The sequence below is a fragment of the Clostridium tagluense genome (assembly GCF_003865095.1).
In the GTDB taxonomy this organism is placed as follows: domain Bacteria; phylum Bacillota; class Clostridia; order Clostridiales; family Clostridiaceae; genus Clostridium_AD; species Clostridium_AD tagluense.
Genome location: NZ_BHYK01000011.1, coordinates 14,060 through 40,331 on the forward strand (window position 1 = coordinate 14,060; position 26,272 = coordinate 40,331).

Annotated in this window: 33 protein-coding genes, 1 pseudogene and 1 riboswitch; of the genes and pseudogenes, 29 read left to right on the forward strand and 5 right to left on the reverse strand. The window is 29.7% G+C overall.

Annotation, left to right across the window (positions count from 1 at the left end; genetic code table 11):
- The first annotated feature begins 1 nt into the window (after position 1).
- The 10 genes from Ctaglu_RS11250 (at position 2) to Ctaglu_RS25185 (ending at position 6,176) form a co-directional block, all read left to right on the forward strand.
- The gene (locus Ctaglu_RS11250) at positions 2-394 is read left to right on the forward strand and encodes a DUF2577 family protein (RefSeq protein WP_185732682.1); all 393 of its coding nucleotides are present in this window, start codon (positions 2-4) and stop codon (positions 392-394) included.
- The gene (locus Ctaglu_RS11255) at positions 395-844 is read left to right on the forward strand and encodes a DUF2634 domain-containing protein (RefSeq protein WP_125001511.1); all 450 of its coding nucleotides are present in this window, start codon (positions 395-397) and stop codon (positions 842-844) included.
- Complete coding sequence (locus Ctaglu_RS11260; protein WP_125001514.1) at positions 834-1,895, forward strand: baseplate J/gp47 family protein; 1,062 nt, start codon at positions 834-836, stop codon at positions 1,893-1,895. The genes Ctaglu_RS11255 and Ctaglu_RS11260 overlap by 11 nt, the downstream gene beginning before the upstream one ends.
- A 3-nt stretch (positions 1,896-1,898) precedes the next feature.
- Positions 1,899-3,038: a hypothetical protein gene (locus Ctaglu_RS25180; protein WP_185732683.1), complete on the forward strand. Its 1,140-nt coding sequence runs from the start codon at positions 1,899-1,901 to the stop codon at positions 3,036-3,038.
- Positions 3,039-3,041: 3 nt separating this feature from the next.
- Entirely contained in the window at positions 3,042-3,653 is a 612-nt protein-coding gene (locus Ctaglu_RS11270) for a YmfQ family protein (protein WP_125001517.1), read from the forward strand.
- A gap of 12 nt (positions 3,654-3,665) precedes the next feature.
- Entirely contained in the window at positions 3,666-4,058 is a 393-nt protein-coding gene (locus Ctaglu_RS11275; protein ID WP_125001520.1) for a hypothetical protein, read from the forward strand.
- Positions 4,059-4,070: 12 nt separating this feature from the next.
- Positions 4,071-5,198, forward strand: coding sequence for a hypothetical protein (locus Ctaglu_RS11280; RefSeq protein WP_125001523.1), 1,128 nt, complete (start codon positions 4,071-4,073; stop codon positions 5,196-5,198).
- 19 nt (positions 5,199-5,217) lie between these two features.
- Positions 5,218-5,565: a hypothetical protein gene (locus Ctaglu_RS11285; protein WP_125001526.1), complete on the forward strand. Its 348-nt coding sequence runs from the start codon at positions 5,218-5,220 to the stop codon at positions 5,563-5,565.
- A 43-nt stretch (positions 5,566-5,608) separates the two neighbouring features.
- A complete protein-coding gene (locus tag Ctaglu_RS11290) occupies positions 5,609-5,788 on the forward strand; it encodes a hypothetical protein (RefSeq protein WP_125001529.1) in 180 nt (59 codons plus the stop codon).
- Between the two features lie 235 nt (positions 5,789-6,023).
- Positions 6,024-6,176 (forward strand): hypothetical protein, encoded by a 153-nt coding sequence (locus Ctaglu_RS25185; RefSeq protein WP_185732684.1) that lies wholly within the window; start codon positions 6,024-6,026, stop codon positions 6,174-6,176.
- Between the two features lie 13 nt (positions 6,177-6,189).
- On the opposite strand, the gene Ctaglu_RS11295 is transcribed toward Ctaglu_RS25185, so the two are convergent.
- On the reverse strand, positions 6,190-6,843 hold the full coding sequence (locus Ctaglu_RS11295) for a hypothetical protein (protein ID WP_125001532.1): 654 nt from the start codon (positions 6,841-6,843) through the stop codon (positions 6,190-6,192).
- A 177-nt stretch (positions 6,844-7,020) separates the two neighbouring features.
- Here Ctaglu_RS11295 and Ctaglu_RS11300 point away from each other — a divergent pair, with 177 nt between their 5' ends.
- From Ctaglu_RS11300 to Ctaglu_RS11345, 10 genes and pseudogenes are all read left to right on the forward strand, one after another.
- Positions 7,021-7,272 carry a hemolysin XhlA family protein gene (locus Ctaglu_RS11300; RefSeq protein ID WP_125001535.1) on the forward strand — a complete coding sequence of 84 codons (252 nt, stop codon included), beginning with the start codon at positions 7,021-7,023 and terminating at the stop codon, positions 7,270-7,272.
- A gap of 16 nt (positions 7,273-7,288) precedes the next feature.
- Positions 7,289-8,095, forward strand: coding sequence for a C39 family peptidase (locus Ctaglu_RS11305; protein WP_125001538.1), 807 nt, complete (start codon positions 7,289-7,291; stop codon positions 8,093-8,095).
- Between the two features lie 62 nt (positions 8,096-8,157).
- Positions 8,158-8,346: a hypothetical protein gene (locus tag Ctaglu_RS11310; protein ID WP_125001540.1), complete on the forward strand. Its 189-nt coding sequence runs from the start codon at positions 8,158-8,160 to the stop codon at positions 8,344-8,346.
- A gap of 401 nt (positions 8,347-8,747) precedes the next feature.
- Entirely contained in the window at positions 8,748-8,888 is a 141-nt protein-coding gene (locus Ctaglu_RS25190; protein WP_185732685.1) for a hypothetical protein, read from the forward strand.
- Between the two features lie 50 nt (positions 8,889-8,938).
- Positions 8,939-9,034, forward strand: a riboswitch (guanidine-I (ykkC/yxkD leader).
- Between the two features lie 107 nt (positions 9,035-9,141).
- Positions 9,142-9,462 carry a DMT family transporter gene (locus tag Ctaglu_RS11320; RefSeq protein ID WP_125001543.1) on the forward strand — a complete coding sequence of 107 codons (321 nt, stop codon included), beginning with the start codon at positions 9,142-9,144 and terminating at the stop codon, positions 9,460-9,462.
- Positions 9,463-9,512: 50 nt separating this feature from the next.
- Positions 9,513-9,770: pseudogene (locus Ctaglu_RS11325) on the forward strand (B3/B4 domain-containing protein); the annotation flags it as partial.
- A 162-nt stretch (positions 9,771-9,932) separates the two neighbouring features.
- A complete protein-coding gene (locus tag Ctaglu_RS11330; RefSeq protein ID WP_125001867.1) occupies positions 9,933-10,715 on the forward strand; it encodes an ABC transporter ATP-binding protein in 783 nt (260 codons plus the stop codon).
- Positions 10,716-10,776: 61 nt separating this feature from the next.
- Positions 10,777-12,597: an FtsX-like permease family protein gene (locus Ctaglu_RS11335; RefSeq protein ID WP_233439759.1), complete on the forward strand. Its 1,821-nt coding sequence runs from the start codon at positions 10,777-10,779 to the stop codon at positions 12,595-12,597.
- Positions 12,598-12,777: 180 nt separating this feature from the next.
- Positions 12,778-12,918 carry an aspartyl-phosphate phosphatase Spo0E family protein gene (locus tag Ctaglu_RS11340; protein ID WP_125001549.1) on the forward strand — a complete coding sequence of 47 codons (141 nt, stop codon included), beginning with the start codon at positions 12,778-12,780 and terminating at the stop codon, positions 12,916-12,918.
- Positions 12,919-13,218: 300 nt separating this feature from the next.
- The gene (locus tag Ctaglu_RS11345; RefSeq protein ID WP_125001552.1) at positions 13,219-14,148 is read left to right on the forward strand and encodes a DUF2935 domain-containing protein; all 930 of its coding nucleotides are present in this window, start codon (positions 13,219-13,221) and stop codon (positions 14,146-14,148) included.
- An 84-nt stretch (positions 14,149-14,232) separates the two neighbouring features.
- Here the strand turns inward: Ctaglu_RS11345 and Ctaglu_RS11350 are convergent, their stop codons facing one another.
- Entirely contained in the window at positions 14,233-14,613 is a 381-nt protein-coding gene (locus tag Ctaglu_RS11350) for a YsnF/AvaK domain-containing protein (protein ID WP_125001555.1), read from the reverse strand.
- Between the two features lie 74 nt (positions 14,614-14,687).
- Positions 14,688-15,131 (reverse strand): YsnF/AvaK domain-containing protein, encoded by a 444-nt coding sequence (locus tag Ctaglu_RS11355; protein WP_125001558.1) that lies wholly within the window; start codon positions 15,129-15,131, stop codon positions 14,688-14,690.
- Positions 15,132-15,313: 182 nt separating this feature from the next.
- Between Ctaglu_RS11355 and Ctaglu_RS11360 the strand changes: the two genes are divergently transcribed.
- Positions 15,314-15,676 carry an HsmA family protein gene (locus Ctaglu_RS11360; protein ID WP_125001561.1) on the forward strand — a complete coding sequence of 121 codons (363 nt, stop codon included), beginning with the start codon at positions 15,314-15,316 and terminating at the stop codon, positions 15,674-15,676.
- Positions 15,677-15,756: 80 nt separating this feature from the next.
- Here the strand turns inward: Ctaglu_RS11360 and Ctaglu_RS11365 are convergent, their stop codons facing one another.
- Positions 15,757-16,566: a polysaccharide deacetylase family protein gene (locus Ctaglu_RS11365; protein WP_185732686.1), complete on the reverse strand. Its 810-nt coding sequence runs from the start codon at positions 16,564-16,566 to the stop codon at positions 15,757-15,759.
- A 402-nt stretch (positions 16,567-16,968) separates the two neighbouring features.
- Here Ctaglu_RS11365 and gcvT point away from each other — a divergent pair, with 402 nt between their 5' ends.
- The 7 genes from gcvT (at position 16,969) to Ctaglu_RS11400 (ending at position 24,320) form a co-directional block, all read left to right on the forward strand.
- Positions 16,969-18,075, forward strand: a complete 1,107-nt coding sequence (gene gcvT / locus Ctaglu_RS11370) for a glycine cleavage system aminomethyltransferase GcvT (protein WP_125001567.1) — start codon at positions 16,969-16,971, stop codon at positions 18,073-18,075.
- Between the two features lie 12 nt (positions 18,076-18,087).
- The gene (gcvH, locus tag Ctaglu_RS11375; protein ID WP_125001570.1) at positions 18,088-18,483 is read left to right on the forward strand and encodes a glycine cleavage system protein GcvH; all 396 of its coding nucleotides are present in this window, start codon (positions 18,088-18,090) and stop codon (positions 18,481-18,483) included.
- Position 18,484: 1 nt separating this feature from the next.
- The gene (gene gcvPA, locus Ctaglu_RS11380; RefSeq protein ID WP_125001573.1) at positions 18,485-19,825 is read left to right on the forward strand and encodes an aminomethyl-transferring glycine dehydrogenase subunit GcvPA; all 1,341 of its coding nucleotides are present in this window, start codon (positions 18,485-18,487) and stop codon (positions 19,823-19,825) included.
- Entirely contained in the window at positions 19,825-21,279 is a 1,455-nt protein-coding gene (gene gcvPB, locus Ctaglu_RS11385) for an aminomethyl-transferring glycine dehydrogenase subunit GcvPB (RefSeq protein WP_125001576.1), read from the forward strand. The genes gcvPA and gcvPB overlap by 1 nt, the downstream gene beginning before the upstream one ends.
- A gap of 191 nt (positions 21,280-21,470) precedes the next feature.
- A complete protein-coding gene (lpdA, locus tag Ctaglu_RS11390) occupies positions 21,471-22,850 on the forward strand; it encodes a dihydrolipoyl dehydrogenase (RefSeq protein ID WP_125001579.1) in 1,380 nt (459 codons plus the stop codon).
- Positions 22,851-22,887: 37 nt separating this feature from the next.
- Positions 22,888-23,880, forward strand: coding sequence for a lipoate--protein ligase (gene lplA, locus Ctaglu_RS11395; protein ID WP_125001582.1), 993 nt, complete (start codon positions 22,888-22,890; stop codon positions 23,878-23,880).
- A 185-nt stretch (positions 23,881-24,065) separates the two neighbouring features.
- Positions 24,066-24,320: a hypothetical protein gene (locus tag Ctaglu_RS11400; RefSeq protein ID WP_125001584.1), complete on the forward strand. Its 255-nt coding sequence runs from the start codon at positions 24,066-24,068 to the stop codon at positions 24,318-24,320.
- A gap of 125 nt (positions 24,321-24,445) precedes the next feature.
- Here the strand turns inward: Ctaglu_RS11400 and Ctaglu_RS11405 are convergent, their stop codons facing one another.
- Positions 24,446-25,303 (reverse strand): class I SAM-dependent methyltransferase, encoded by an 858-nt coding sequence (locus Ctaglu_RS11405; protein WP_233439761.1) that lies wholly within the window; start codon positions 25,301-25,303, stop codon positions 24,446-24,448.
- 162 nt (positions 25,304-25,465) lie between these two features.
- Between Ctaglu_RS11405 and Ctaglu_RS11410 the strand changes: the two genes are divergently transcribed.
- Positions 25,466-26,263 carry an amino acid ABC transporter substrate-binding protein gene (locus Ctaglu_RS11410; protein WP_125001590.1) on the forward strand — a complete coding sequence of 266 codons (798 nt, stop codon included), beginning with the start codon at positions 25,466-25,468 and terminating at the stop codon, positions 26,261-26,263.
- Positions 26,264-26,272 lie beyond the last annotated feature (9 nt).

A 26,272-nucleotide genomic window follows, 5' to 3' on the forward strand; every position in this document is an offset into this window, starting at 1 on the left:
TATGAGTAAAATAACAGAATTGGTAAGCGAATTTAAGAAAAGAGATAATCCTAACATGGTAGGAAATATTTTAGGAACTACACTTAGTATTACACCTCTTAAGATTGGAATATTGCTAAATGAAGTAATATTAGATAGTTCTAATTGCTTTCTATGTAGTAATTTAATAGAAAATTACAAGAGAAATGCAGTTATGGAAATTAAGGATTATAGTGTAGAGTGTTCCGCTACAGATGGTAGAGGAGATACAATAAGTAATATACATATAAGCACAAAAACAAATTATGATACGGTTATAACATTTAAAGACATTTTAAAAATAGGGGACATAGTATTACTAATACCAGATTATACAGGACAAACATTCTTTGTATTAGATAAGGTGGTGATATAAATGTCAGATAGTATATTCCCCGAAATAAATATAGATTTGCAACAACAAATTAATGTAGAAACAGAAGTTATTACACTAGGAAAGACTTTTTTATTTGATTTTAAAAAAGGTGATTTTGTAACACAAAACGGAAGATTAGTAATAGCGACAGAAGCAGAAGCATTAAAAAATTGGATTGAAAAAGTCATAAGGACAGAAAAATTTAAGTTTCAAATTTATAAACAATATGGAATAACTTTAGAGGATTTAGTTTTAGGTAATAAAATTAATATTTATAAAGAATCTGAAATAAAAAGAGAGGTAATAGAGGCACTTTTAATACATCCCCAAATATTAGATATAGACATGTTCACACTAAATAAAAATAAAAATATGCTAACTATTAGTTTTACAGTTATTTTAAAAGATGGTACAGGAGTAGAGCAGGAGGTGATTATAAATGGCAGATAATAAAGATGTTATACAAGCTAGATTATTAGCAAATATAGATGACTCTTACGATAAATCAGAGGGGTCATTTTTTCATGATGCTGAAATTCCAATTGCGATTGAATTAGAAAAATCTTACAAAGAACAAGAAAAACAATGGGATAGGGGTTATGCAGACACAGCTACAGGTATAGATTTAGAAAAAATAGTAGGAGATTATGGCATTACTAGAAAGATTGCTACAAAAGCAACTTCTATAGTTATTGCTACAGGGACAGTAGGTTCTTTAATTTTAAAAGGTGATAAAGTAGCGAGCGATTCAATCGAATTTATATTTATGGAGAACAAAATAATAGATGCTACTTTACAAGTATCTGTAAATGTAGAGTGCGAAATCGAAGGGGTTATTGGCAATATTCCTATAGGTGCTATTAAGTTTTTCCCAGTAACTTTAGCAGGATTAGTAAGTGTTACAAATCCTAATAATATTAGTAATGGTTATGACGCTGAAACAGACAAAGATTTAAGGACAAGATATTATGAACACATTAGAACTCCTGCAACTAGTGGAAATAAGTGGCACTATCGAAATTGGGCGAAAGAAGTAATAGGAGTAGGAGATGCAAAGGTATTTCCTTTATGGGACAAAAGTAATGGCAAAGATGGCGCAGGAACAGTAAAGGTAGTTATTGTAAACAGTAACAAAAGTTTAGTCGATACAACTTTAACAAATGCAGTAATTGAACATATAGAAGAAGAAAGACCAATTGGTGCAACAGTAACAGTTATAGGTGCTACTGGAAAAACTATAAATATAACAGCTAAAGTTCCCCTTGCTACTGGCTATAATATATCCAATATTCAACAAGAGTTTTTAAAAACATTAGGTGGTTACTTAAAAGATATCACTTTTGTAAACACTTACTTAAGTTATGCAAAATTAGGTAATATACTTCTTAATACTCTAGGAGTATTAGATTATACAGATTTAAAAATAAATAATGAAATATCTAACATTGGATTGAAAGATGAAGAAATACCAATAATAGGCACTATACAATTGGAGGTGTGATAATTGTATCCACAAAATATAGATAAATTTATAGAAAAGTTGAATAAACTTGAAAATAATATTTATGTACTTGAAGAAGAAGTAACTATTGCAAACGGAGTGTATGAAGGTGAACTAGAACATGATAATGTGAGTTTACCTTCTATTTCTGTTTATACTGGAAGTAAGTTAACAGGCAATAAAATAGAAAACTTTATCTTATCTACGCCCTCAAAAACCCCTTGGAAAAAGGAAATTAAAATATTTTCCAATATGGATAAAGTATATATAACTTATCAAACTCAAGGAGATACAGTAGAGGCAGAGGACATAAATAAGTTACAAGAAAGTGTTGTCAATACTCAAACAGAGGCAATAAGTTATAAGTCTAACAATAATTTAGAGGTAGGCAATTTAAAAGTCAGAGCTACAAATTTAGAAAATAATAAATCAGAAAAAACTTATGTGGATACTGAATTAAATAAAAGATATTTAAAAGAACAAGTATTTACTAGAGAAGAAGTTCTACAAAAAATAAAAGATGTGATAGGAGTTGCACCTGATGCATTAGATACTTTACAAGAAATAGCAAAATCACTTAATAATGACGCTGATTTTGCAGGCACTATTACTAAGCAATTAACAACTAAAGTAGATAAAGCAGTAGGTAAACAACTAAGCACGGAAGATTATTCTACATTAGAAAAGCAAAAGCTTGCAGGCATAGAGCAGGGAGCAAATAAGTATATTCATCCAGTATCACATTCAGCAGATATAATAGTAGATAATGAAAATAGAAGATTTGTTAAAGATGCTGATAAAAATAATTGGAATACAGTTGCTGAAAAATCTGATAAGTCACATAAACATAATTTAAATGATTTATCCGAGAAAAGCTATAATTCATTATCTGATAAACCAACAGTATTACCCGCAAGTGGTGGTAATAGTGACACCGTAGGAGGTAAAACTTTTAATTGGAATGGTAAAGAAGGACAACCCCCTTGGTTATGGGGTGGAAATGACTCTACAAATATGTATGTATATAATCCTAATAATTTTAATGTTAATAGTGCCAAAAATTCTGATACTGTTGGTGGCAAATATTCTAGCGATTTTATGCCTAAAGGCCCAATAACGTGGAATAATTTAAAGGGGGTGTAATAAGTGTATGGCTCTATAAAATATGGTGCAAATAAATATGCTTCAGATGTAAGTACAGAAGATGAACAAATAGAAGCGTATATTCCTGATTTAATGAAATATTTACCCCCTTATTATAAGTCATCAAAAGTAATGATAAATATTCAGAAATCAAATGCCAAGGAAATTGGTAAGTTTAATTATTGTAAAAAAGATTTACTTGACCAATTTTATGTAGATACTGCAACTTGGGGATTAAATAGGTACGAAAAAAATTTAGGAATTGTGACGGATTTAAATAAAAGTTATGAAGATAGAAGAGAAATAATAAAAGCTAAAAAGAGAGGGACTGGAACAGCCACTAAAAAAATGATAAAAAATACTGCCGAAGCTTTTAGCGGTGGAGAGGTAAATATAATCGAGGATAACGAAAACTCTTGTTTTATAGTTAGATTTATAGGAATTAAAGGTATCCCTAAAAATATGGAAAGTTTTAAGGAGATGCTAGAGACTATAAAACCTGCACACTTGGGGTATAGTTTTACTTATACTTATACGACATGGGATTCCATCAAAAAAATTACGTGGGAACAAGCTAAAGCCAAAACTTGGGATGAATTAAAAGTTTATGAATAGGAGGTAATAATAATGAAAACAACGAGTAATTATGGATTAAAGAAACCAGAAGGAACTGATATAGTCGACATAGCAGATATAAATTCCAATATGGATATTGTAGATTTAAAACTAAAAGAAATTGATAATAAATCATCTAATATTACTGTTCCGGTTACAAAAGTAAATGGCAAGACAGGTGATGTTGTATTAAGTGCAACAGATATAAAAACGGGAGATGGTGGAACAGTTGCTTCGTCTTTAACAGAAACTGTGAGACAGATAGCAACTAAATCTAAGACAGACCACACTCATTCAGGAACTTATGAACCAGTGCTTCCCATAGAAAGAAAGAGAAAAATAACATCTGGAACAGCAATCCCAACAGGAGGGGCCGATGGTGATATTTATATGCAATATGAATAGAGGTGATATTATATGAGCAAAGCAACCTGGTTAAATATTGGTGGGGCTTGGAAGCAAGCTAAAAACATATGGGTGAATGTTGGTGGAGTTTGGAAGCAAAAAATAATTCCAAAAGGAAATGTAAATGAGGTGTGGAAAGATTTTATATCATATATATATATAAAAGCAAATTTGGTATTGACAAAATACCCATTTAATGTATCTGTTAATATTCATACTACACCTGTCATGCAATCAAATTCTCTTTTCGCTGAAAAAGATGGCTTCTATTTAGATGGGAGTATTCCAAGTGTGAGTGTAAATAGGGTACTAAGTAAATTTGATTCAAACGGAAATTATTTATATGCAATGTCTATATCCGATATGAAGGCAACAAGAATAGTTAAATCAAATCTATATTCAAACACTTATTATGTAGTTACAAACCAATGGGTAATATTAAAAGTATACGATTCGGGAATTAACCTTAATGAAGTGTCAAGATGTCACTTGAGTAATTCATGTAACCTTTTTAAAATTGATGAAAATGATAATTTATATCTTACTTATGGAAGCAATATCCAAAAAATAAATAAGGATTATACTGTCTTAAATACCTATACAGATATTGGTATTGTTAAACAGATGACTCAGGATGGATTATATGTTTATACAAATAATGAATATATAGCAAAAAGAAAATTGTCTGATAAATCAATTATATGGAGTATACCAAATAGCTATGCTGAAAAGATAGAAATAGACGAAAATGATAATATTTATGTTGTTGACAAACAAAATCCTCGTCCTCTAGTTATAAAAAAGTATACAAGCAACGGAGTTTTAGCATGGAGCACTCCTTTGGACGACCAGTCAATTGCAACAAGTACATCCTTAGACCGTTCATATCAAAAATATAATCTATACTACAATAAAGGTCTATTGTATTTAACTTGTACCTTAGACAGCCTTTTTAATTCAAGTATGAATAGTAGTAATTGCTTATTAGCTTTTAACGCAGAAACAGGAAAACTTTTATTTGGAGATTTTGTTGCATCGTATGGAGGAGATGAAATTATTTCAGTATATGATAATATTTTATTTTGTTATAGTCAATATAATACACAATACCCAACACTTAAAAAATGGATATTATCTTAATGATGAGGAGGTTAAATAAATGATATTTTTAGGCAATTTAACAAAAATTACAGATATAAAATATAAAATTGGGTTCATTCATTATATGCCCTTTGATGTAGTAAATGGAATGAACAAAACGCAAGAAGAATTAGAAAAAGATGGAATATTGGTAGACGATATCCCAGAAGCAAAACAAGTTGATAACAAAAATCCAATAATGTATGTTAATCCAAAAAATAAAGAAATATTTTATGAATATATTTATATTTCGAAAACGCAAGAACAAGGAATAGAAAATAACATTCAAGATAGAATGAAAGCATTAGAGCAAAGCAACGCTGAAATGATGGCTATGATAGCGACAATGGCAACACCTACAGTATAGGTGTTATTTTTATGTCTAAAAAATAAAATATATAAGAGAAAGGATGATTAATATGTTTAAATTTAAAAAAGAAAGTGGCTGTGTAAAAGTATGGATTACTCTAATAGTTGGAGGTACTTATAAATTTGAGCAAGTACCAAAACTATTTAATTTAAGAGAAATGGTTGGGGAAGTATTAAAAGACATGGGAGCAACAACAGAAGAACCGATTGCTACGACGTAGTTTGAAATATGCTGAGATAAAGATTGGATGTCTCTAATCTTTATCTTTATTCTAAATTATTGTACTATTACGGCAGAATCGTAACTATTAGTATATACTAGTGTAAAGCAAGCCACACAAACGGTCACAAGGGCTTTAAAACCACATAGGAAAATATGACGACACAACTAAGACACCTAAGAGGGTGTCTTTTTAATTTTAAAAACATATTATGGAGGGAGGGTGGTGTGGTATCGTGAAGCAAATATTAGTAAATAAAACTAAAGAAGTTTTAAAGGAATTAATAGACTATTTAGATGGTAATAAATCAGAAAACGAGAAAAATTTTATCATAGGCGAATTGCTAGTGTTAGTAGAGTTATTGAAAGAAATAAAAGAGGACAAATAGTCCTCTTTTATTATTAATAATGATATCTAATTGTAAATATGGGGTCTTGATGTATTTCAAAACTAACTACTTGCTTACCAACTAGGGCAATTGGAGCAATTTCTTCATTAGCAACGGTTTGTCCTTCAAAGTTTTTAGCATCAGTTATGGTAGGGTCAATTATAGCACCTATAGGAGAAACCAAAGTAACTTGAAGTTTACCACCAGCAGGATGTAATACTAATCCATCAAAAGGTAACAATACTTTAAAATCGAAGGTGTCTTTTGCCACTGGGTAAAGTCTATATTTATAAGAAATAATGTATCGACAATCGTTGTTTTCTAAAGCTTCTAGGGGGGTTATATGCATCGATGTTAGTAATAAGGCTTGTTCTATATCTTCTAATGTTCCTGCCATATTATTCGAATCAATGTTAGTTAGAAAATCAGATAAACCGTCTCGCAATTTACTTTTTAACATTGGATATATTGGAGTCGTACCATCTTTAATGAAATTAATTGCTTTTTGAGGTATGTCTTCAACATGAGGAATTGCCCATTCAAGCTCTGTAGGAATTGGAACATCAGTCTGAAGAAGAATAGTTACATGAGCTATATCGTACTCTAGTCCGTGTTTTGATGTGCCGTGAATAACAGCATTCAAATCTTGTAAAATAACATTTGGCATTAATAAATCAGCTCCTAGTATTTTATTTATAATATAATTTTAAACAATATTACAAAAAATATTATATATAGCAATTATAGGACATAAAACTATATAAATCAATGCTGTTTTTACAATATATTTTATAATTATACATTTTATAGTATAAAATCAATTAAAGAAAGGCAGGTGAAATTTATGAACAGTGAAACTGTAGAAATTAAGATAAATGAACATGAAGAAAAATTAGATAAACATGATTGTAGAATTATAAACTTAGAGAAAGATACAACCAAACAAGATACTCAAATCACTCAATTGTGTAAAAGTATAGAAAAATTAACAAGCATGATAGAAAAAAAACTAGATAAAAGTGGAGATTATAAATGGATTATTGCTTCAATTTTGATGCCGATAATCTTTTTTTTATGTTCAAAAATAATGGGTTAAGGAGGGAAAATATAAAATGAGTAATAAAAGACCAGTAATGTATTTACAAAATGATGACCGATGGGGTTGGATAAGATATTCTTCAAGGGGAGATTCTAGTCAAACTATTGGTTCAAGTGGATGTGGAACAACTTCTATGGCTATGGTACTTGCAACTCTTGTAGATAGAAATATTACACCAAAAGAAACTTCAGCAGACGCTTTAGCGAATGGATATAGAACTGCTAATGAAGGGACAGATTGGAGTTATTTTGCCCATGTTGCTAAGAAATATAATTTAAGATTTAAACAAACAGAGAGTGTAAATGAAATGCTTGAAGCAGTTAAAAATGGTGCTTATGCAGTTTTAAGTATGCAACCACCGACATTTACTAGATATGGACATTTTATATGTGCATACGATTATGACGGTAATGTTGTGAGTGTTAATGACCCTGCAAGTATGGCAAGAACAAATCAAACATGGAATCCTAGTGTATTCAGAAATGAATGTGGACAATGTTTTATATTTTATCCAAATAATGCAATTAGTACTTCACAAAAAAAATCTAGATATTGCGAATCATGGCAGATTTTTTATAATAAGATTACAGGCACAAAAGCCAAAATTAGTGAAGATGGATTCTACGGTACATCAACACAAAAGTCGTTGGATTTTCTTCTCACATATATTAATAAAGGGAAAAAATATAAGTATTGCTATGAGTTCCAGCGTTGGTTTAATAAAATTACAGATACCTCTAAACCAATCAAAGAAGACGGTTATTGGGGTACAAATACAGAAAAAGCTTTCATAACTATGAATAACTTAGTTAAAGCATAAATAAAGTATGCAAAATGCTTACATATAAACAAATAATAAGAATTAAGGAGATGTATTTATAAGTGGAAATATTAAAAAATTTATTACAAGTCAAAAAAATAATGGCTTTATTATTCAGTATTGTATTTTCTATATTAAGTTTAAAAGGTATGATTAGTGCAGAGCAGTTTATAGTAGTGTTCTCTTGTGTTACTGGTTATTATTTTGGACAAAGTTCTGCAAGACAAGCAATTTCAGAAAACAATAAATAATAAGCAAGGTATAGGGATTTTTCCTTATACCCCTTTTTTTCTTTTTTGTATTTAGATTAAGGTATATAATAATGTGGATATAAAACTAAAGGTTGCTTTTTAAAAATAAATGGTTTATTATGTATACAATTAAACAAAAAATAAAAAGACTCATGTGGTCTATTTTAAATATTTTATGAAGAAATGGCTCAACCATGCGATTTGTAGCGCAGTTGGTAGCGCGCATGAATGGGGTTCATGAGGTCGCAAGTTCAACTCTTGTCACTCAGACCATAGAAATGCTTATAACTCAATGGGTTATGGGCTTTTTATTTTTATGATAAAAAGTAAAAACTAAAGTTGGCGGCGGTTTGACGCCATGACTTAAAATTTAGTTTTAAATAGAGTGTGGAGTTTATCATTTGGATTTAGCTATAGATGGTAGACATTTAGGGGAAGCACCTATAACACTAATATCAGATACATTTGAAGGTTGTTTTTCACTTTTGATTTATATAGTCGAAGAAAAAATATTAATTGACATAAATCGACTGCTATGCTAATCTAGATTAAGTTGCAACTTACAAATTAGAAATTACAAAAAAAAATATATAGTTTAGCTTTCTAGGGTTCCGCAGTTTATAACTAGCTGGTCCGAGAGAAGGCGCACAGGTAACTGTGTACACGGAAGGATAAAAGCCTGGGAGATATTTTAATAATATTTCTTATGGCTTTTTTTATATTTTTATTTTCTTTAAATAAGCCATGAGATATTACTATAGTAATCTTAATTACTAATTTAGGGAGGTAAAGTTTATGGAATGGATTTATTTAGTTATAGCAGGTTTTTTCGAAATAGGCTGGGCAATGGGGCTGAAGTATTCACAAGGATTTACAAAAATATTACCTAGTATATTAACTGTTATAGGAATGGTTGCAAGTTTCTATTTTTTATCATTGTCTTTAAAAAGCTTACCACTAGGCAATGCATATGCAATTTGGACAGGTATAGGAACTGTTGGCACTGTAATCTTAGGTATTATTTTATTTAAAGAACCGTTTAATGTGATGCGTATGATTTGTATTGTATTTATAGTTATTGGAATCGTTGGTCTAAAATTAATATCAATAGACTAATAATGGTAAAATATATAGCTGTCTCATTTTAATATGAAGGAGCAATTTTAATGAAAAAGTTTGTTATTGAAGATGATTTTTGGACCCTATTTCCTAGTGCACGGATTGGAGTTGTTGTTTGTTATGGAATAGATAACACTATAAAAGATAAAGAAAAATATAAGGAAATGATTTCAAATTCAGAAAAGGAAGCCTTAAAACATTTGAAGAATGCAGAATTCAGCAGTAACGAAGTTATAAAAGTATGGAGAGAGGCGTTTCAAAAATTTAAAACAAAGAAAGGTGCAAGGTCATCAATCGAGGCATTACCTTCCTAATATTTGTATATTTGCAACAAAATAATTGTAAAATTGTTATAATTTAATTTTGTAATTTATATACATAAAATACAGATGTGATACAATTACCATAAAGATTGCTCAAAAAAGTTTTTTTAAAAACTTATAAAAAATATGTTAGGAGAATTTATGATGGTAGTTTTGAATGTAAATGATTTGACAAAGGTTTATAACAGCAAAAAAAATATTAGTAAAACAAATGCACTTAATGGCATTAATCTAAAAATAGAACAGGGTGAATTTGTGGGTATAATGGGTCCATCAGGAAGTGGAAAAACTACACTTTTAAATATACTTAGCGGGATAGATAATGCAACTTCAGGAAAAATAGAAATTTTAGGAGAAGATATCAATAAAATGTCTAAAAATTCGATGACCTTATTTAGACGTAATAATTTGGGTTATGTATTTCAGGAATTTAATTTGTTAGATAGTTTAACTATTGAAGAAAATATTATGTTACCATTAAGCTTTTGTTGTGAAAATTTGGAAGAATTAAATGAAAAGGTAAAGAATATTATGAGTATGCTTGATATTGAAAGTATCAAAAATCAATATCCTTACTCGGTTTCAGGAGGGGAACAACAAAGAACTGCTATTGGTAGAGCAATAATAAATAACCCTAATGTTATATTTGCAGATGAGCCTACTGGAAATCTAGATTCGAAATCTTCTAATATTGTAATGCAGTATTTTGAAAAACTAAATATTTTAAAAAAGAACACAATAGTAGTTGTAACTCATGATCCATTTACAGCAAGTTATTGTAATAGAATAATTTTTATTAAAGATGGGTTGGTTAATTCAGAAATAACAAAGAGTGGTACTAATAGAAAAAGATTTTTTGGACAAATAATGGAGAACCTTACTGTTTTGGGAGGGGATGATGATGAATTTTCAACAGATTTCTTTTAGGATGTTTAAAAGCAATATACGACAATATTACTTGTATATTGCATGTGAAGGTTTTTCAATTATGATATTTTTTTTATTTTCAACTATAATGACAAATAATGATTTTAATGATTTATCCAAGATAGATTCTATGATATCAAGTAATTTGTATGCACCAAGTTTGGTTCTGGCGATATTTGCATTTGTTTTTATAGTTTATGCACATAATAGTTTTATTAAATTCAGAAAAAAAGATTATGCACTTTTTATGGTAATAGGAATGACTAATAACAACGTAAGAAAAATAATGGTATTTGAAAATGCTTTAATTGCAATTGTTTCTATTTTTTCTGGGCTTATTTTAGGAACTATATTTTCTGAAGGATTTTATTTTATTATTGCAAAAATAATTGGTAATATAGATCTTTCAATAAATTTAAAAAGTTATATATATACAATGATTTTTTTTGTTGGAATTAATATGATTTTAATTTTAAAAAGTTATATCTCATTGGCACATTATAAAATAATTGAATTACTTAAAAATGGAAAATTAGCAGACAAAAATGTTACAGGGAATTGCGTTTTTGCAATTTTAGGAGTTGTCCTTATAATTAGTTCAATTATAATACCAATGTTACCTAATAAAATATCATGGAAATTCGTTCTAATTAATATATTAACTATACTAATAGGTATATACTTAGTTACAGCAAATTTAGATTGGTTTATACTGAAAATATTAAAGTTAGGTAAAAATAGGTATATTAATAATTTACTTTTTATAAGTAATTTAAAATATAAGATAGGTAGTTGCAAAAATATTATATTTTCAATAACACTACTAGTTATAACAATAATCTTTTTTATAAGCTTTGCTTTGACATCCAATGAGGCAATGAGTAATAATGCTATATCGTACAATCCATATGATATAGCATATTGTAATGTTTATGGTAAAAATGGTATTTCAGATGAATTATTGAATAAGGTAATTAAAAGCAATGATGTTCAATTAACTGCAATAAAAAAATTAGAATTTGTAGATAAAGATAGAATGATTATAATGTCAAACAAGATATTAAATGATATAGTTGGATGTGATTTAAAAGTAGAAAAGGGAAAATTTATATCTCTTTTTCAAACAGATATAAATGATGGATATAGTCATAATGATGTGGAAATTAAAAATTACGACATAAATGGTAAAACCTATTATTCGCAAGAAAAACTAGTGAAAATTTTATTTAATAGTAGTCCTGTTATAAGATATCGCTACTGTTTAATATTTAATAATGATGATTATAATAATATAAAATCAAAAGTAAAGGTCAATAATGATGATATAGGTACTATTAATTTAATGAATTTTAGTGATTGGACCAAAACAGGGAAAATAACAAGTGAATTAAATAAACAATTGGAAATGTATAATAAAAATACTAGGGAGTTTTTTGGAAAATCAGCAGATAAATACAACTTTAAAACAGGGTCAAAAATTGATGACTATATTTTAGCTAATAGATCAGGTACATTTCTATTATTTCTATTTTGCTTTATCTTTATTTTATTTTTTGTTGCATCAAATTTAATGATACATTTTAAAATTTTAACAGAATTCCAAGGAGAAAAAATAAAATACAAAAAACTGAACAAAATGGGAATTACAGAAAAAGAATTATCAAATAATATTTTAAAAGAATTAAGGATTATCTTTTTACTACCATGCGTTTTTGGAATTGCAATTGGAATGTATTGTGTATGTTTAAAATTTTTATCAGCAGGTATAAATACTAGCTATGGTGTAAAATATTCTATTCTTGCAGGGATTATTTATATAATGTTAGAAGTAATATTCTATATTATTTACAATAAACAATATATTAAAAAGATTTTAAAGTAAATTTAGCATGTAGATTATTTTTACTGACTTGATATAAATAATGGAGCTCTGAGGGATGACTTGGGGCTTTTTTATTTTTGTTCATTTAGAATTTAGTTATAATTTTGAATTATATCTTGCAAATGGGTTTATAATGTATTATTATTAAGTTTGCGAATTTTTATGAAAAGGGTTGAAATTATGAATGAACAAGTAGAATTACTTAGAAACAAATTAGAAAAGTTAGTAGCAGTTACTGATAGCCTTGTTGATAGTGAAATCATTTCTGTAAGTCAAGAATTGGATAAGCTTATTTTTCAATATTATTTATGTGAAGTTTAAATGTCAATAAAGTTAATCATACTCCTCTAGCTTGGCTGGAGGTTTTTTCGTTTTTGATATAACTGTTGTACCGCTTTATATAATTAAAAAAAGATAAGACTTACAAATTTAATGCAATAGGATATGCCATCTACATGATTCTTAATCAGGATGTCCAGCGTTCGAATCCACGGTGTATCAACTCCACTCCTTCAGGTGTGGGGGTTTCAGACTTATAACTTAATATTAAAAAGTAATTTTTTATGTATTCACTTAATACAATAATAGTAAAGAATAATTTTTATAATAAGGAGAATATATATGTTATCTAGTACTGAATTCATACGACAATCGCTGGAATTACATCTTTTTTTTGCAAGGATTATGAAGGAGCACTCATTCTTTTTAGAAGTAGGCTTTACACAAAAGGACTCAAGTTATATCCAACAGGCGGATAACTTCCGAACAGAGTTTGACAGACTTCTAGCTGATGCTATATCACTTTCTAACGGTGTCGTTAGCCCAAGTGTATTACAGTCTGGTGAAGTAATAACACCTTTCACACTAAAAGCTGAGATAGCGACTGCATATTTTACAGGAGTGAATATTCCAATTCATTTGACAAAATCAGAAGCAGGGTTAATGGGTAGTGATGCATTAATGATAGGTAATCCTATGCTTGAACAAAGAATATTTATGCTTAATCAGAGAGCGATGGGATTAATTAAAGCCTTAGCTCAGTTTAAGAGTATGGTTTTGTCAGGGGTTATATCCTGTAGGATATTTACAAGTAACTACCCTTTACTTATAGACCACATTTTAAGAGAAGCAAAATTTTATTTTCAGTTAATTCAAAGACTGCAAAATCGTGAGGAAATTAACTTGGAGAGAGATATGTATGAGCAAGAATCTTTTTGGAATAGAATTATGGCTGAACACTCAAAATTTATTCGTGGACTGCTTGATCCAACTGAAAACGAGCTTATAAATATCGCAAATAACTTTGGAAATGAGTTTGATAAGTTGACAACCGAGTCAAAAGAAGCAATGGATAAGACAATTCCAATTTCAAAAGTTACGGACCACAGCCTTAAAGCAACTATTGAAATAGCTAAATTTAAATCCCAAGGTACTCAGGGATTGGTAGAATGTAAAATCAAGTCCATAATAATACCACTATTAGGTGATCATACTTTACGTGAAGCAAATCATTATTTACGCTTATTGAAAATTTTTACAAAAATCATGTAGAATCTAAAAAGAGCATCTTTATAATGCTCTTTTTTGTTAGTAGTTTATTTCCTATTAAATATCAATGGAATTAATGGATAGTAATTAATAATTTGAATCATTGCTATACTTTAGGGATTCTGAGATTTTAACTATAGGCTCCTCCCTTTTTAATGTCTCTTCAATATGTTTTATATCTTGTATCTGCTCCTTATAAATGGATACATCCTCTAAATCAACTTTGTGCTTTGTGAATTCAACATGTTCTTCATTAAGGAGTATCCGGATGACCTCTGTGGGCATATCTTTGTATTGGGGCGTACTTGAAGTAAGATTTTTTTTCTTTATTACAAGCTCTTCTCGTTTAATTGGTACAGTAAAGTTTTTTTCTACAGTGAAAATCTCCCTATAAATATTTACTTCACCGGTCTGCATCCATTCTTTTGCTACATTAAGTTCTTCTTTCTTAATGTGAAATGTTGCCATACGTTAGACCTCCATTTGTTAAAAAACACCTCACGAATCATGAAAATTCTGAGGTGTTTTTTTTACTTTATTTATTACTTATGGGTCTCGATATCAACTATATCAGGGTTGCCAATTTTATTTATCAGTACTTCTTCTCGTTTAAGGGTTTCATCTATATGCTCTGTATTTTCTATGGCACGTTTGTGGGCTGAAATTTCACCCGTTATTACTGTATGTTTATCTACATTAACTTTTTCCTCATTAACAGGAATTCGAATAGTTTGTTCCTTAGTAATTGGTGAATCACTTGCTTCATTGTTTAAGCTTTTTCTTTCAATTACTACTTCTTCACGCATTACAGGAACATCAACAGACTTTTGTTCTTCAATAATTTCCTTGCCAAATTCTACATCGCCTTTATGAACGCTACTCTTGGCGATATCAAGCTCTTCTTTGCGGAGACGAATATTTGCATCCTCATCACTAGTTTCTTTTTTAGCACCATCGCCATTTACAAATCCCTCAAGTATTTTCATATATAAATACCTCCATAAACTAATATTTTATCTATCAATATATTGCCCTTTAAAGAAAGACATTATCCAGTTTAAAAAATGGGAAAACTCCGTATCCCAATCTTTCTTTTAATACTATATCTATGGTACTATTAAGTTGGAATGAGGTAACATTCTATAATACTTTTTAGGGGGAGTGGAAAATGCTAGTTTTTTCAATAATTTTAGTGAGTTTAGCATTGATTATTTATACAATTTCTATCTTAAATGAATACAGACGAAAGACATTGCTTCCTTGGCATGCTATTATGTTTTGTATAGGTTTTATTTTTGATGTATCTGGTACTTTTATAATGAATAAGCTTGGTGGAAATAAGTTGCCAGCTGGGGTACATGGTATATTAGGGTATATTGCTTTATTACTAATGCTAATTAATGCAATTGGGGCTATTTTTATATTAAGTAAAAAATATAAAAATTTATTAGCTAAATTCTATAAATTTAGTTTATTCTCATGGATTGTCTGGATGGTTTCTTATATTTTAGGAATGCTTATGCACATGTAAAACTATTAAGCCTTAAATGACTCTTTTGTAACGCTTAATGAATATAAATCGAAGTAAATACAATATCTAAACAATAGCTTTTATTTAAAGTGAATAATAGGACTGTTGATTGACAAAGTCTTAAACACATATCCTCGCTCTTTTAAGTTTTTAATTATTATAGGCAAAGCCTGGGCGGTAGTTGTTTTTGGGTTTGAATCGTGGAATAAAATTACAATTGATTTCATCCCCTTAGACCCTCTCATAACATTATCTATAATAATATCTTTACTTTCTGTCATTTTTTCTGCATCTCCCGAAGAAACATTCCAGTCAATATATTGATAGCCTTTTTTTATTTCTTCACTAGTTAATTTGTTCATAATATCTTTGCCACCATAGTTATTACTTATTGTATTATTTGACCCACCAGGAAACCTCATAAGTGTAGGCCTAGGAATACCAATGCCTTCCAAAAAAGAATTCAATTTATTTACATCTTGATTATAGTTAGATATAGATGAATATGCTGTTTTGTAATCATGTGAATAAGTATGATTACCTATAACATTTCCTTGATTTATAATTTGTTTGTATATGTCCTCATATCCAGGGTGTCCGTTAACGAAAAATGTTGCATTTACATTATTATCCTTTAAAATTTCCAGCACTTTGGAAGTGTTATCAGAAGGACCGTCATCGAATGTAAGGTAGACTTCTTTTTCACCTGTCTTAAGGGTATTAGCTATAGGCTTAGTACCTACTACTAATGTATTAATAGTTTTATTTAAATCATTTACATTTGTTTGTAACTCAATTATTGATAATTTAAGAATCTTGGTGCTAATTTCTAATTGTTTATTTGTGTTAATTTCATAACTAAGTGAAGTTTTAAGGGTTTTTATTTTCACTTTTGAACTATATAATATTAAACTTAATATGATTAGCATAGTGATGGAAATTATTGTAATTATATTTTTTTTTATAATGACCGCCCCCGTAAGTAATAAGATTAAATAATATGCATTTTAAATATTGATAAAGTTAATATATTCTCTAACCTCTAATTATGTTCCTTAAAATATAGCTTATTAAATTATTAATATTTTAGTTTGTTCAATAACACCATTTTTAAATCTCATGTTTGTACTAATGAGATTTAAATTAACATATAATAGTTATTGAAAGTCAGATATATATTGTAACTTCTTACAATATTATATTTTTTATCATAAATCTTTACAAAAAACCGCAATAGATTTATAATACAGTTGTAAAGAGTATTTTGTAAATTAGGAGGGAGTTAATTCAATATGAATAATTTTAAAGTCACTCCTTTAAGAGGAGAATATGAAAAAAGTGGTGGAAAAGTTGTAGAATTTTGTGGGTATGAAATGCCAATGCAGTTTAAAGGGATTTTGCATGAGCATGAAACTGTAAGACAAAGAGCAGGTCTATTTGATGTTTCCCACATGGGAGAAATACTTGTAAAAGGAAAAGATGCTGAAAACTTTGTTAACTATCTTTTAACCAATGATGTGAAAACGCTTACCAGTGGAGAAGTTATTTATAGCTTTATGTGTTATCCAAGTGGCGGTGTTGTAGATGATTTATTAGCTTATAAATTTTCTGAAGATTTTTACTATTTGGTGGTAAACGCTAGCAATAAAGATAAAGATTTACAATGGATATTAGATAATAAGAATAAATTTGAAGTTAACATTGAAGATATTTCAGAAAAAGTTGCTCAATTGGCACTTCAAGGCCCCAAAGCTGAAGATGTATTACAAAAATTAACATCAGTTGATTTATCTGAAATAAAATTTTTCAAATTTAAAAATGATATAGAAATATGTGGTAAAAAAGTTATGGTATCAAGAACAGGGTATACTGGTGAGGACGGTTTTGAAATATATACCACACCTCAGGATGCAGCATTTTTGTGGGAAGAAATACTTAGAGTTGGACAAGCGCAAGGGGTTGAACCTATTGGGCTTGGGGCTCGTGATACTTTAAGATTTGAAGCAACTCTTCCGTTATATGGAAATGAAATGGATGCAAATATCACTCCATTAGAAATGGGATTTGGTTATTTTGTTAAACTTAATACCGAAGACTTTGTTGGTAGAGATGCTTTGTTAAAACAAAAGGAAAATGGTGTAACTAGAAAATTGGTAGGTTTTGAATTGTTAGATAAAGGAATAGGAAGACATGGATATACAGTAGTTAAAGATGGTAAAGAAATAGGACATGTTACCACTGGATATATGTCGCCTACTTTAAATAAAACTATAGGATTTGCTTTAATCCAAGGTAAATATGCAGCTCTCGGAACTGAAATTTATATAAAAGTTAGAAATAAAGAATTAAAAGCTATAGTTGTAAATAAAAAATTTTATAGTAAAAAAACTCAACAATAAGGAGGAATAGTTATGTTAGTATTAGAAAATTTATTATATACAAAAAACCATGAATGGATAAAAGTGGATGAGGACAAAGCTTATATAGGAATTACAGATTATGCACAAAAATTATTAGGAGATATAGTTTTTGTAGATTTACCATCAGAGGATGATGAAATTTCTAAAGGGGATGCTTTTTCAACAATTGAATCTGTTAAAGCTGCTGAAGATATTTTTATGCCTGCTAGTGGAAAGGTTTTAGAAATAAATGAAGCACTATCTGATAGCCCAGTTTTAATAAATGAAAATGCTTATGATGCTTGGATGATTAGTGTAGAATTATCTAATAAAGATGAATTAAAAGATTTACTAAAAGCTAAAGAATACGAAGAATTATGTAATGAACTAAGTGAAAAGGAGGAATAATATGTCTCCCTATATTCCTATTACAGAAAAAGAAAAAAATGAAATGCTTGATTTTGTTTGTGCAAAATCCATAGATGATTTATTTAAAGATATCCCAGATAATTTAAAATTAAATAGACAATTAAATATTCCTAAGGGATTATCAGAATTAGAAGTTGAGAAAATCATGACTAGTTTGGCAAAAAAGAATAAATCTACAGAGGATTTAGTTTGCTTTTTAGGTGCAGGTATATATGATCACTATATTCCTTCAATTGTAAAACATTTAATTGGAAGAACTGAGTTTTATACAGCCTACACGCCATATCAACCAGAAATTAGCCAAGGTACTTTGCAATCAATTTTTGAATATCAAACTATGATTTGTAACTTAACGGGTATGGATGTATCTAATTCTTCTATGTATGATGGTGCTACGGCAGCAGTAGAAGCTTCTGTAATGGCTTTAGAAAATACAAAACGAAATACTATAATAGTTTCTAAAACTGTACATCCAGATACAAGACAAGTTTTAAAGACTTATCTAAAATATAAAGGATATAATTTAATAGAAATTGATGAGAAAGATGGAGTTACAGATATAGAAAAAGTGAAATCAGAATTAAGTAAAGATATAGCAGCTGTTATTGTACAAAGTCCAAATTTCTTTGGAATTATAGAAGAAGTAGAAGACTTAGAAAAAATGATTCATACAAACAAGTCACTATTTATAATGAGTGTAGACCCATTATCTTTAGGTATTTTAAAAAGTCCTAGAGAACTCGGGGCAGATATAGCTATAGGTGATGGTCAAAGTCTTGGTGGTAATATGAGTTTTGGTGGGCCAGGTTTCGGTTTTCTTAATACGACTACAAAGCTTATGAGGAAAATGCCTGGTAGGATAGTTGGCGAAACGGATGATGGACATGGTAATAAAGGCTATGTACTAACTCTGCAAGCAAGAGAACAACATATAAGAAGGGAAAAAGCCACCTCTAATATATGTTCAGATCAAACATTAATGGCTACTGGTGCTGCTGTTTATATGTCAACTCTTGGGAAAGAAGGTATAAAAGAGATAGGAAACCAATGCATTAAGAAGTCTCATTATGCTTTTAAAAAATTAATAGACAGTGGAAAGTATAAACCACTATTTAATAAACCGTTTTTCAAGGAATTTGCAGTTGTATCAAATTCTTCTGCATATGAACTAAATAAAAATCTATTAGAGAATGATATTTTAGGTGGATATATTTTGGAAAAAGATTACCCTCAGTATAAGGATTCAGTGCTTTTATGTGTAACAGAAAAAAGATCAAAAGAAGAAATTGATGAATTAGTTAAAGTGATGGGGGAGATATAATGAAAAATTATGATAAAGTTATCTTTGAACTATCATGTGAGGGTAAAATAGGGTATAAACTTCCAGTGTTAGATGTAGAGGATATAAATATAGACTCGGTTATACCTAAAAATATGTTAAGAGAAAATGAGGCTTTTCTTCCTGAGGTAAGTGAAGTTGAGGTGGTTAGACATTACACCGCTCTTTCTAATAAAAATTATTATTTGGAGAAAGGTTTCTATCCATTAGGTTCATGTACTATGAAATATAACCCTAAAATAAATGAGGATATTGCTGCTTTTCCTGGTTTTAGTAAAATTCACCCTAAAGAAGCTGCAGAAGATGTACAAGGTGCTTTAGAACTTATGCATGATCTTTCTTTAGAACTATCTGAAATTACAGGTATGGATGATTTTACGCTGCAGCCTGCAGCAGGAGCGCATGGAGAACTTACAGGACTTTTATTAATAAAGGCATACCATGAAAGTAGAAAAGATTTTAAACGAACAAAAATAATAGTTCCAGATTCGGCTCATGGAACAAATCCAGCCAGTGCTAAATGTGCAGGATTTGATGTAGTTGAAATCAAATCTGATAAAGATGGTTTAGTTTCAATAGAAGAACTTAAAAAAGTTTTGAATGATGAAATTGCAGGACTTATGCTTACTAATCCTAATACTTTAGGTTTGTTTGAAAAAGACATAGAGAGCATAAGTAAGTTAGTTCATGAAGCAGGGGGCCTTTTATATTATGATGGAGCAAATTTAAATGCTATTATGGGAAAGGCACGTCCTGGGGATATGGGCTTTGATGTGTGTCATTTAAATCTTCATAAGACCTTTTCGACACCACATGGTGGTGGTGGACCAGGAGCTGGCCCTGTAGGCGTTTGTAAGAGAATATCGCAGTTCCTTCCAGTTCCAATTATAAAAAAGGAACAAGGGAAATTTGTATTTGATTATGATAGACCTGAATCCATTGGAAAAGTTAGAAGCTTTTATGGTAATTTTGGTGTATTAGTTAGGGCTCATACCTACATACTAAGTATGGGTAAAGAAGGCTTAAAAGCTGCGTCAGAGATTGCAGTGCTAAATGCCAACTATATAAAGGAAGCATTAAAAGATCATTATAATGTTGCTATAGAAGATATATGTAAGCATGAAATTATTTTTGCTGGATTAAAAGATAATCCAAATCATATATCAACTTTGGATGTAGCTAAAAGATTAATGGATTATGGAGTTCATCCACCAACAGTATATTTTCCTTTAATAGTTGAAAATGCTCTTATGATAGAACCAACTGAAAGTGAAAGTTTAGAATCTATCAATGAGTTTGTTGAAATTATGAAAAAAATAGCTTTAGAAGCTAAAGAAAATCCAGAAGTTTTACATGAAGCACCACACACGGCACCAGTAAGGCGATTAGATCAAGTTAAAGCAGCTAGAACACCAATATTAAAGTGGAGTAAATAATTATGTAGGTAACTGTTTAGTTAATTAATTTATAACCTCAGCGTTTTGTGATGCAAAATACTGGGGTTATATCTTAGATACATGAATATAAATAGCAAGTCAGAAATACTTGCATACCAATTGTTATTTGAATGTGTCTTATATCTGAATAGTTATTATAATAAAGTATATTTAAAGTAGGAGGCAGATCTATGAAAGATATAATTGTAATAGGTGGAGGGCCGGGTGGGTATGTAGCAGCCATTAGAGCTGCTCAATTAGGAGCCAAAGTATGTCTTATAGAAAAAGAAAGCTTAGGTGGTACATGCCTTAACCGTGGTTGTATTCCAACTAAAACTATATACAGAACAGCAGAACTTTTAAATAATTTAAGTCACATTGAAGATTTTGGTATTAGTGTATCCAATCCCAAAATAGATGTAAACAAAATTCAAGAAAGAAAAAGAAATATTATAAAAACCTTAGTAACTGGTATAGAAACTCTCTTAAAAGGAAATAACATAGAGTTTATAAAGGGCGAGGCCTCCTTAGTTGATAAAAATACTGTAGTAGTATCTACAAAAGATGAAGAAATGACTATTGAAGCTAAAAGCATAATTATAGCTACAGGTTCTAAATCTGAAATTCCCTTAATTGAAGGAGTAAATAATAAAAAAATTATAACCAGTACTGAGCTTTTAGATTTTGATCATATACCAAAATCTCTAGTAATTATAGGTGGTGGAGTAATTGGCATGGAATTTGCCAGCATCTTTAATGCTATGGGAAGTAAAGTAACTGTTATAGTTGCAAGAGATTCTATACTGTATGATATAGATAAAGATATTTCAAAGAGATATGTTGTTATGGCAAAAAAAGCTGGAATAGAAATTCTTACGAACACTAAAGTAATGAGTTTTAGCGGTGAAGAGGAAGTTATTATAAAATGCCAAGGCAAAAAAGGTGAATTTGAAGTAAAAGGAGAACAAGTACTCCTTGCAAAAGGAAGAAATCCCAATTATGAAGGTATCAATGTAGAAAAATTAGGAATAGAGATTTATAAAAAAGGGATAAAGGTTGATGAGAATTATGAAACTTCTTTAAAAGGAGTATATGCTATAGGTGATGTAAATGGCATTTCACTTCTTGCTCATGCTGCCTCTCATCAAGGAGTGGTAACGGCAGAAGGTATAATATTAAATAAAACTTGTCATAAATCAGTGATTCCTTATTGCATTTTTACTTTCCCTGAAATTGCGGTGGTAGGAATTACGGAGGAAGAAGCAAAAAATAGTGGGCTAAGTTATAAAAAGAATAAATTTTTATTTGGTGCTAACGGAAAAGCTTTAGCACTGGGAGAAGGCGAAGGCCTGGTAAAAGTTATAAGTGATGAAAATAACAAAATCCTAGGTGTTCATATTCTTGGCCCTCATGCTTCAGATTTAATACTAGAAGGCACTATAATGGTAGAAAAGGGAATGAGGGTTTCAGACTTGAAAGAAGTAGTTCATAGTCATCCTACTTTGGGAGAGGCATTGCATGAAGCAGTTTTAGGATTAAACAAAGAAGCTATACACAGTATAAACAAATAATAAATACTTAGACATATGAAATAAAAAGGAGAAAAAGATGGTCTATTTAGATAATGATTGTACAAACCCTTATTTTAATTTAGCTTTAGAGGAGTATTTATTAAGACAAAAGAATGATGAGTATTTTGTGCTTTGGAGAAATGAACCTTGTATTGTAGTTGGAAAAAATCAAAATACACTATCAGAAATTAATGAAGAATATATTAAAAAACATAGTATAAAAGTAGTAAGAAGACAAAGTGGCGGTGGGGCTGTTTTTCATGACCTTGGAAATTTGAACTTTACATTTATAGTTCAAGATGATGGAAAAAAGTTTAATGATTTTGAAACCTTTGTTATTCCAATAATAGGTGTGTTAAAGGAATTAGGTATAAAAGCAGAGTTTTCTGGAAGAAATGACCTTTTAATAGAAGGTAAAAAATTCTCAGGAAATGCTCAATGCAAGTATAAAAACAGAGTAATGCATCATGGTACTTTATTATTTTCTTCTGACATAGTTAATTTAAGTGATGCTTTAATTTCAAAGCCTCTTAAGTTTTCAGATAAGGCAGTTAAGTCTGTAGCTAGCAGAATTACAAATATAAATGAATATCTAAAGAAGCCTCTTAATGTTATTAATTTTAAGGACAAAATATTCGAATATATAACCAAGACCCAGCAAGATAAGACTATAACTACTTTAAATAAGCAGGAAATTCTAGAGGTTGAGAATATGGTTAAAACTAAATATGAAACCTGGCAGTGGAACTTTGGAGAATCTCCAAAATATAATTTCTATAATGAGAAGAAATTTTCCTGTGGTGCTATAGAGTTAAGTATTGATGTTGAAAAAGGTGTAATGAAACAGGTAAGAATTTTTGGTGATTTCTTTGGCGTTGAAAATATTAAAGATATTGAAAAAGCTCTTACAGATAAAAAACATAATACGCAGGAAATTGATAGTGTATTAGATAAAATTAGCATGAAAGAATATTTTGGAAATGTGACTAAAGAAGAGCTTTTAAGTTTGTTTTTTGTTGAATCTATATAAAAAAATTTAAGGAGTTCTGGACATCCTTATTGCCAACCAAGTGGTTTTATCCTGGATTTTAACAGTTGCCTCCTAAGTTGTAAACTTCGCACTTACCCAAAATATAGGCATATTTTTAAAATTTTGTAGAACATTATATATAGTAGATTAAAATTACTATATTATGTTTTAGGGAGGAATAGATAATGTCAATGAAAAATACAATTTATGAAGTTACAATCACAGAAGATGGACTTGATAATTATAAGCGTGATACTATTAGTGCAAAAGACATGGCTGAAAATTTAGGTATTGATGCCGTGATGACTGATTTTCAGTGGGATGAAGATATAAAAAGAGGCCTAATTCTTACTGGAAGAATCATAGACGATATCTCAATCGAAGATGCATTAGAAGAATTGGATAATACTGAGTATATTGAGAGTGTAGAGAAAAGTTAAAAAATCTATAAAAATATAGATAAATATATACAAATAAGGGCTATGAAATTAAGGCGTTAATCCTATATTCCATAGTCCTTTAGAAATTTAATAATATTCCTTAAAACAAATCTAAATCAACCTTCTTATATATTAGTATTCTTTTCTGCTACTAAAGTAAAAGTCTTTGGGATACCCTTGTCAAAAGCCTCACAAGATAAATTTGCCTCTTCATCTAAACTTTTAATAACTAATCCCTCTTTGGCAACAGCAGTAACTATCTCCCCAAGATTCCATTCACGGAGCAGTACTTTTTTAGGTTCTCCATCATTAGTTAAATATTTTGAATAAGATACATTTTTTTCTTCTAGTGAATTATCAAAATAATCTCCTGTAACCTTATGTTTACGGATTTTAGCTGTTGTACCCTTTGATGTAATTAGTTTAGTGGAGACTGGATGAAAATCTCTAATTACAAGCAAGCCTTTATTACCTAAAAGCTTATAGATTACCTTTATAAAAGGTTTTAAATCCGTAAAATAGTGTAATATACCCATTTCTGCAAATACTATATCATAATCACCTGTAAGCTCTTTTTCAGATAGACTAAGCACATCAGCTAAAACATATTCTATTTTTACTCCTGCTTCACTGGCCAGTTCCATGGCATAACGTTTATTTCCTTCTGAAAAATCAACTACAGTGACATCTGCCCCGAGTAATGCTAATGCTACAGCCTTATTTCCATTAGAACCCATTAAATTCATAATTTTTTTGCCTTTTACATTACCAAATTTATCATATAGTATAGGGAGAGTTATTATTGGTTCCTTGCTAATTCTTTTGATTGCTTCACTAGGCTTTCCAAATCTCTGAACCCAAGCATCATAAGCCTCCTTATTCCATGATTCTTCATTTATATCTCTAGTTGCTTTTTTATCATCATTTAAGTTATAGCTATTTATATATTCTGAATTATTTATACTAGTAAAATCCTTTTGCACTGAGAATCCTCCCTTTGTAGTTAACATTTATATAAATAATATACCATGAACTAATAAAAATGAAAATGATTTTATAAAATCTACATTGACAACAAAAGAAGACCTGTGGTATTATATAAACAATACCTTACTAAATCGGTAGGAATACTAGGAGGAACTCAAATGAAAAAATTATCTATATTAATTAGTACACTATTAATAGCATCGGTAGGACTTGTAGGATGTGGGACAAGCAGCAATAAAAATACTGGATCAAAAGATCTATTATCAAAAATAAAGAGCGAAGGCAAAATTCGGATTGGTACTGAAGGTACCTACGCACCATATACATTCCATGATAAGACAGGAAAGTTAACTGGCTTTGATGTTGAAATTGCAGAGGAAGTATCTAAGCGTATCGGAGTAAAACCAGAATTTGTGGAAACAAAGTGGGATGGTATGGTTGCTGGGCTAGCTGCAAAGAGATTTGACATGGTAGTGAATCAAGTTGGAATTAAACCTGATAGACAATTGAAATATGATTTTTCAAATCCCTATATAGTTTCAAAAGCAGTACTTATAGTAAATAGTGCTGATAATACTATTAAAAAGTTTGCCGATTTGAAGGGCAAGAAATCTGCTCAATCCTTAACTAGTAACTTAGCTAAAATTGCAGAAGCGAATGGCGCGCTACTTCAGCCAGTTGATAGTTTTAATCAATCAATTGACCTTCTAGTTTCTAAAAGAGTAGATGCCACAGTTAATGATAGCTTATCTTACCTTGATATTAAAAAGCAAAAGCCAGAGCTTGCTATAAAAGTTGTTGATCAAGAAGGAAATGCACAGCCAAGTGCAATTATGTTTAATAAGGGAAATAAAGAATTAGTAGATGCAACTAATAAAGCACTTGCTGATATGAAATCAGATGGTACTTATTCAAAAATATCAAACAAGTGGTTTGGCACGGATGTATCAAAATAAGAAGGTGAT

What these genes read in the sequence shown, in the direction of transcription:
- Ctaglu_RS11305 (WP_125001538.1), top strand. Translation starts at nt 7,289, where the DNA reads ATGAGTAATAAAAGACCAGTAATGTATTTACAAAATGATGACCGATGG.
- Ctaglu_RS11410 (WP_125001590.1), top strand. Translation starts at nt 25,466, where the DNA reads ATGAAAAAATTATCTATATTAATTAGTACACTATTAATAGCATCGGTA.
- lpdA (WP_125001579.1), top strand. Translation starts at nt 21,471, where the DNA reads ATGAAAGATATAATTGTAATAGGTGGAGGGCCGGGTGGGTATGTAGCA.
- Ctaglu_RS11320 (WP_125001543.1), top strand. Translation starts at nt 9,142, where the DNA reads ATGGAATGGATTTATTTAGTTATAGCAGGTTTTTTCGAAATAGGCTGG.
- gcvPB (WP_125001576.1), top strand. Translation starts at nt 19,825, where the DNA reads ATGAAAAATTATGATAAAGTTATCTTTGAACTATCATGTGAGGGTAAA.
- Ctaglu_RS11285 (WP_125001526.1), top strand. Translation starts at nt 5,218, where the DNA reads ATGATATTTTTAGGCAATTTAACAAAAATTACAGATATAAAATATAAA.
- Ctaglu_RS11340 (WP_125001549.1), top strand. Translation starts at nt 12,778, where the DNA reads ATGAATGAACAAGTAGAATTACTTAGAAACAAATTAGAAAAGTTAGTA.
- Ctaglu_RS11255 (WP_125001511.1), top strand. Translation starts at nt 395, where the DNA reads ATGTCAGATAGTATATTCCCCGAAATAAATATAGATTTGCAACAACAA.
- Ctaglu_RS11360 (WP_125001561.1), top strand. Translation starts at nt 15,314, where the DNA reads ATGCTAGTTTTTTCAATAATTTTAGTGAGTTTAGCATTGATTATTTAT.
- gcvH (WP_125001570.1), top strand. Translation starts at nt 18,088, where the DNA reads ATGTTAGTATTAGAAAATTTATTATATACAAAAAACCATGAATGGATA.
- Ctaglu_RS11335 (WP_233439759.1), top strand. Translation starts at nt 10,777, where the DNA reads ATGATATTTTTTTTATTTTCAACTATAATGACAAATAATGATTTTAAT.
- Ctaglu_RS11290 (WP_125001529.1), top strand. Translation starts at nt 5,609, where the DNA reads ATGATTAATATGTTTAAATTTAAAAAAGAAAGTGGCTGTGTAAAAGTA.
- Ctaglu_RS11260 (WP_125001514.1), top strand. Translation starts at nt 834, where the DNA reads ATGGCAGATAATAAAGATGTTATACAAGCTAGATTATTAGCAAATATA.
- Ctaglu_RS11345 (WP_125001552.1), top strand. Translation starts at nt 13,219, where the DNA reads ATGTTATCTAGTACTGAATTCATACGACAATCGCTGGAATTACATCTT.
- Ctaglu_RS11330 (WP_125001867.1), top strand. Translation starts at nt 9,933, where the DNA reads ATGGTAGTTTTGAATGTAAATGATTTGACAAAGGTTTATAACAGCAAA.
- Ctaglu_RS11295 (WP_125001532.1), bottom strand. Translation starts at nt 6,843, where the DNA reads ATGCCAAATGTTATTTTACAAGATTTGAATGCTGTTATTCACGGCACA.
- gcvPA (WP_125001573.1), top strand. Translation starts at nt 18,485, where the DNA reads ATGTCTCCCTATATTCCTATTACAGAAAAAGAAAAAAATGAAATGCTT.
- lplA (WP_125001582.1), top strand. Translation starts at nt 22,888, where the DNA reads ATGGTCTATTTAGATAATGATTGTACAAACCCTTATTTTAATTTAGCT.
- Ctaglu_RS11300 (WP_125001535.1), top strand. Translation starts at nt 7,021, where the DNA reads ATGAACAGTGAAACTGTAGAAATTAAGATAAATGAACATGAAGAAAAA.
- Ctaglu_RS11280 (WP_125001523.1), top strand. Translation starts at nt 4,071, where the DNA reads ATGAGCAAAGCAACCTGGTTAAATATTGGTGGGGCTTGGAAGCAAGCT.
- Ctaglu_RS11275 (WP_125001520.1), top strand. Translation starts at nt 3,666, where the DNA reads ATGAAAACAACGAGTAATTATGGATTAAAGAAACCAGAAGGAACTGAT.
- Ctaglu_RS11350 (WP_125001555.1), bottom strand. Translation starts at nt 14,613, where the DNA reads ATGGCAACATTTCACATTAAGAAAGAAGAACTTAATGTAGCAAAAGAA.
- Ctaglu_RS11400 (WP_125001584.1), top strand. Translation starts at nt 24,066, where the DNA reads ATGTCAATGAAAAATACAATTTATGAAGTTACAATCACAGAAGATGGA.
- Ctaglu_RS11355 (WP_125001558.1), bottom strand. Translation starts at nt 15,131, where the DNA reads ATGAAAATACTTGAGGGATTTGTAAATGGCGATGGTGCTAAAAAAGAA.
- gcvT (WP_125001567.1), top strand. Translation starts at nt 16,969, where the DNA reads ATGAATAATTTTAAAGTCACTCCTTTAAGAGGAGAATATGAAAAAAGT.
- Ctaglu_RS11250 (WP_185732682.1), top strand. Translation starts at nt 2, where the DNA reads ATGAGTAAAATAACAGAATTGGTAAGCGAATTTAAGAAAAGAGATAAT.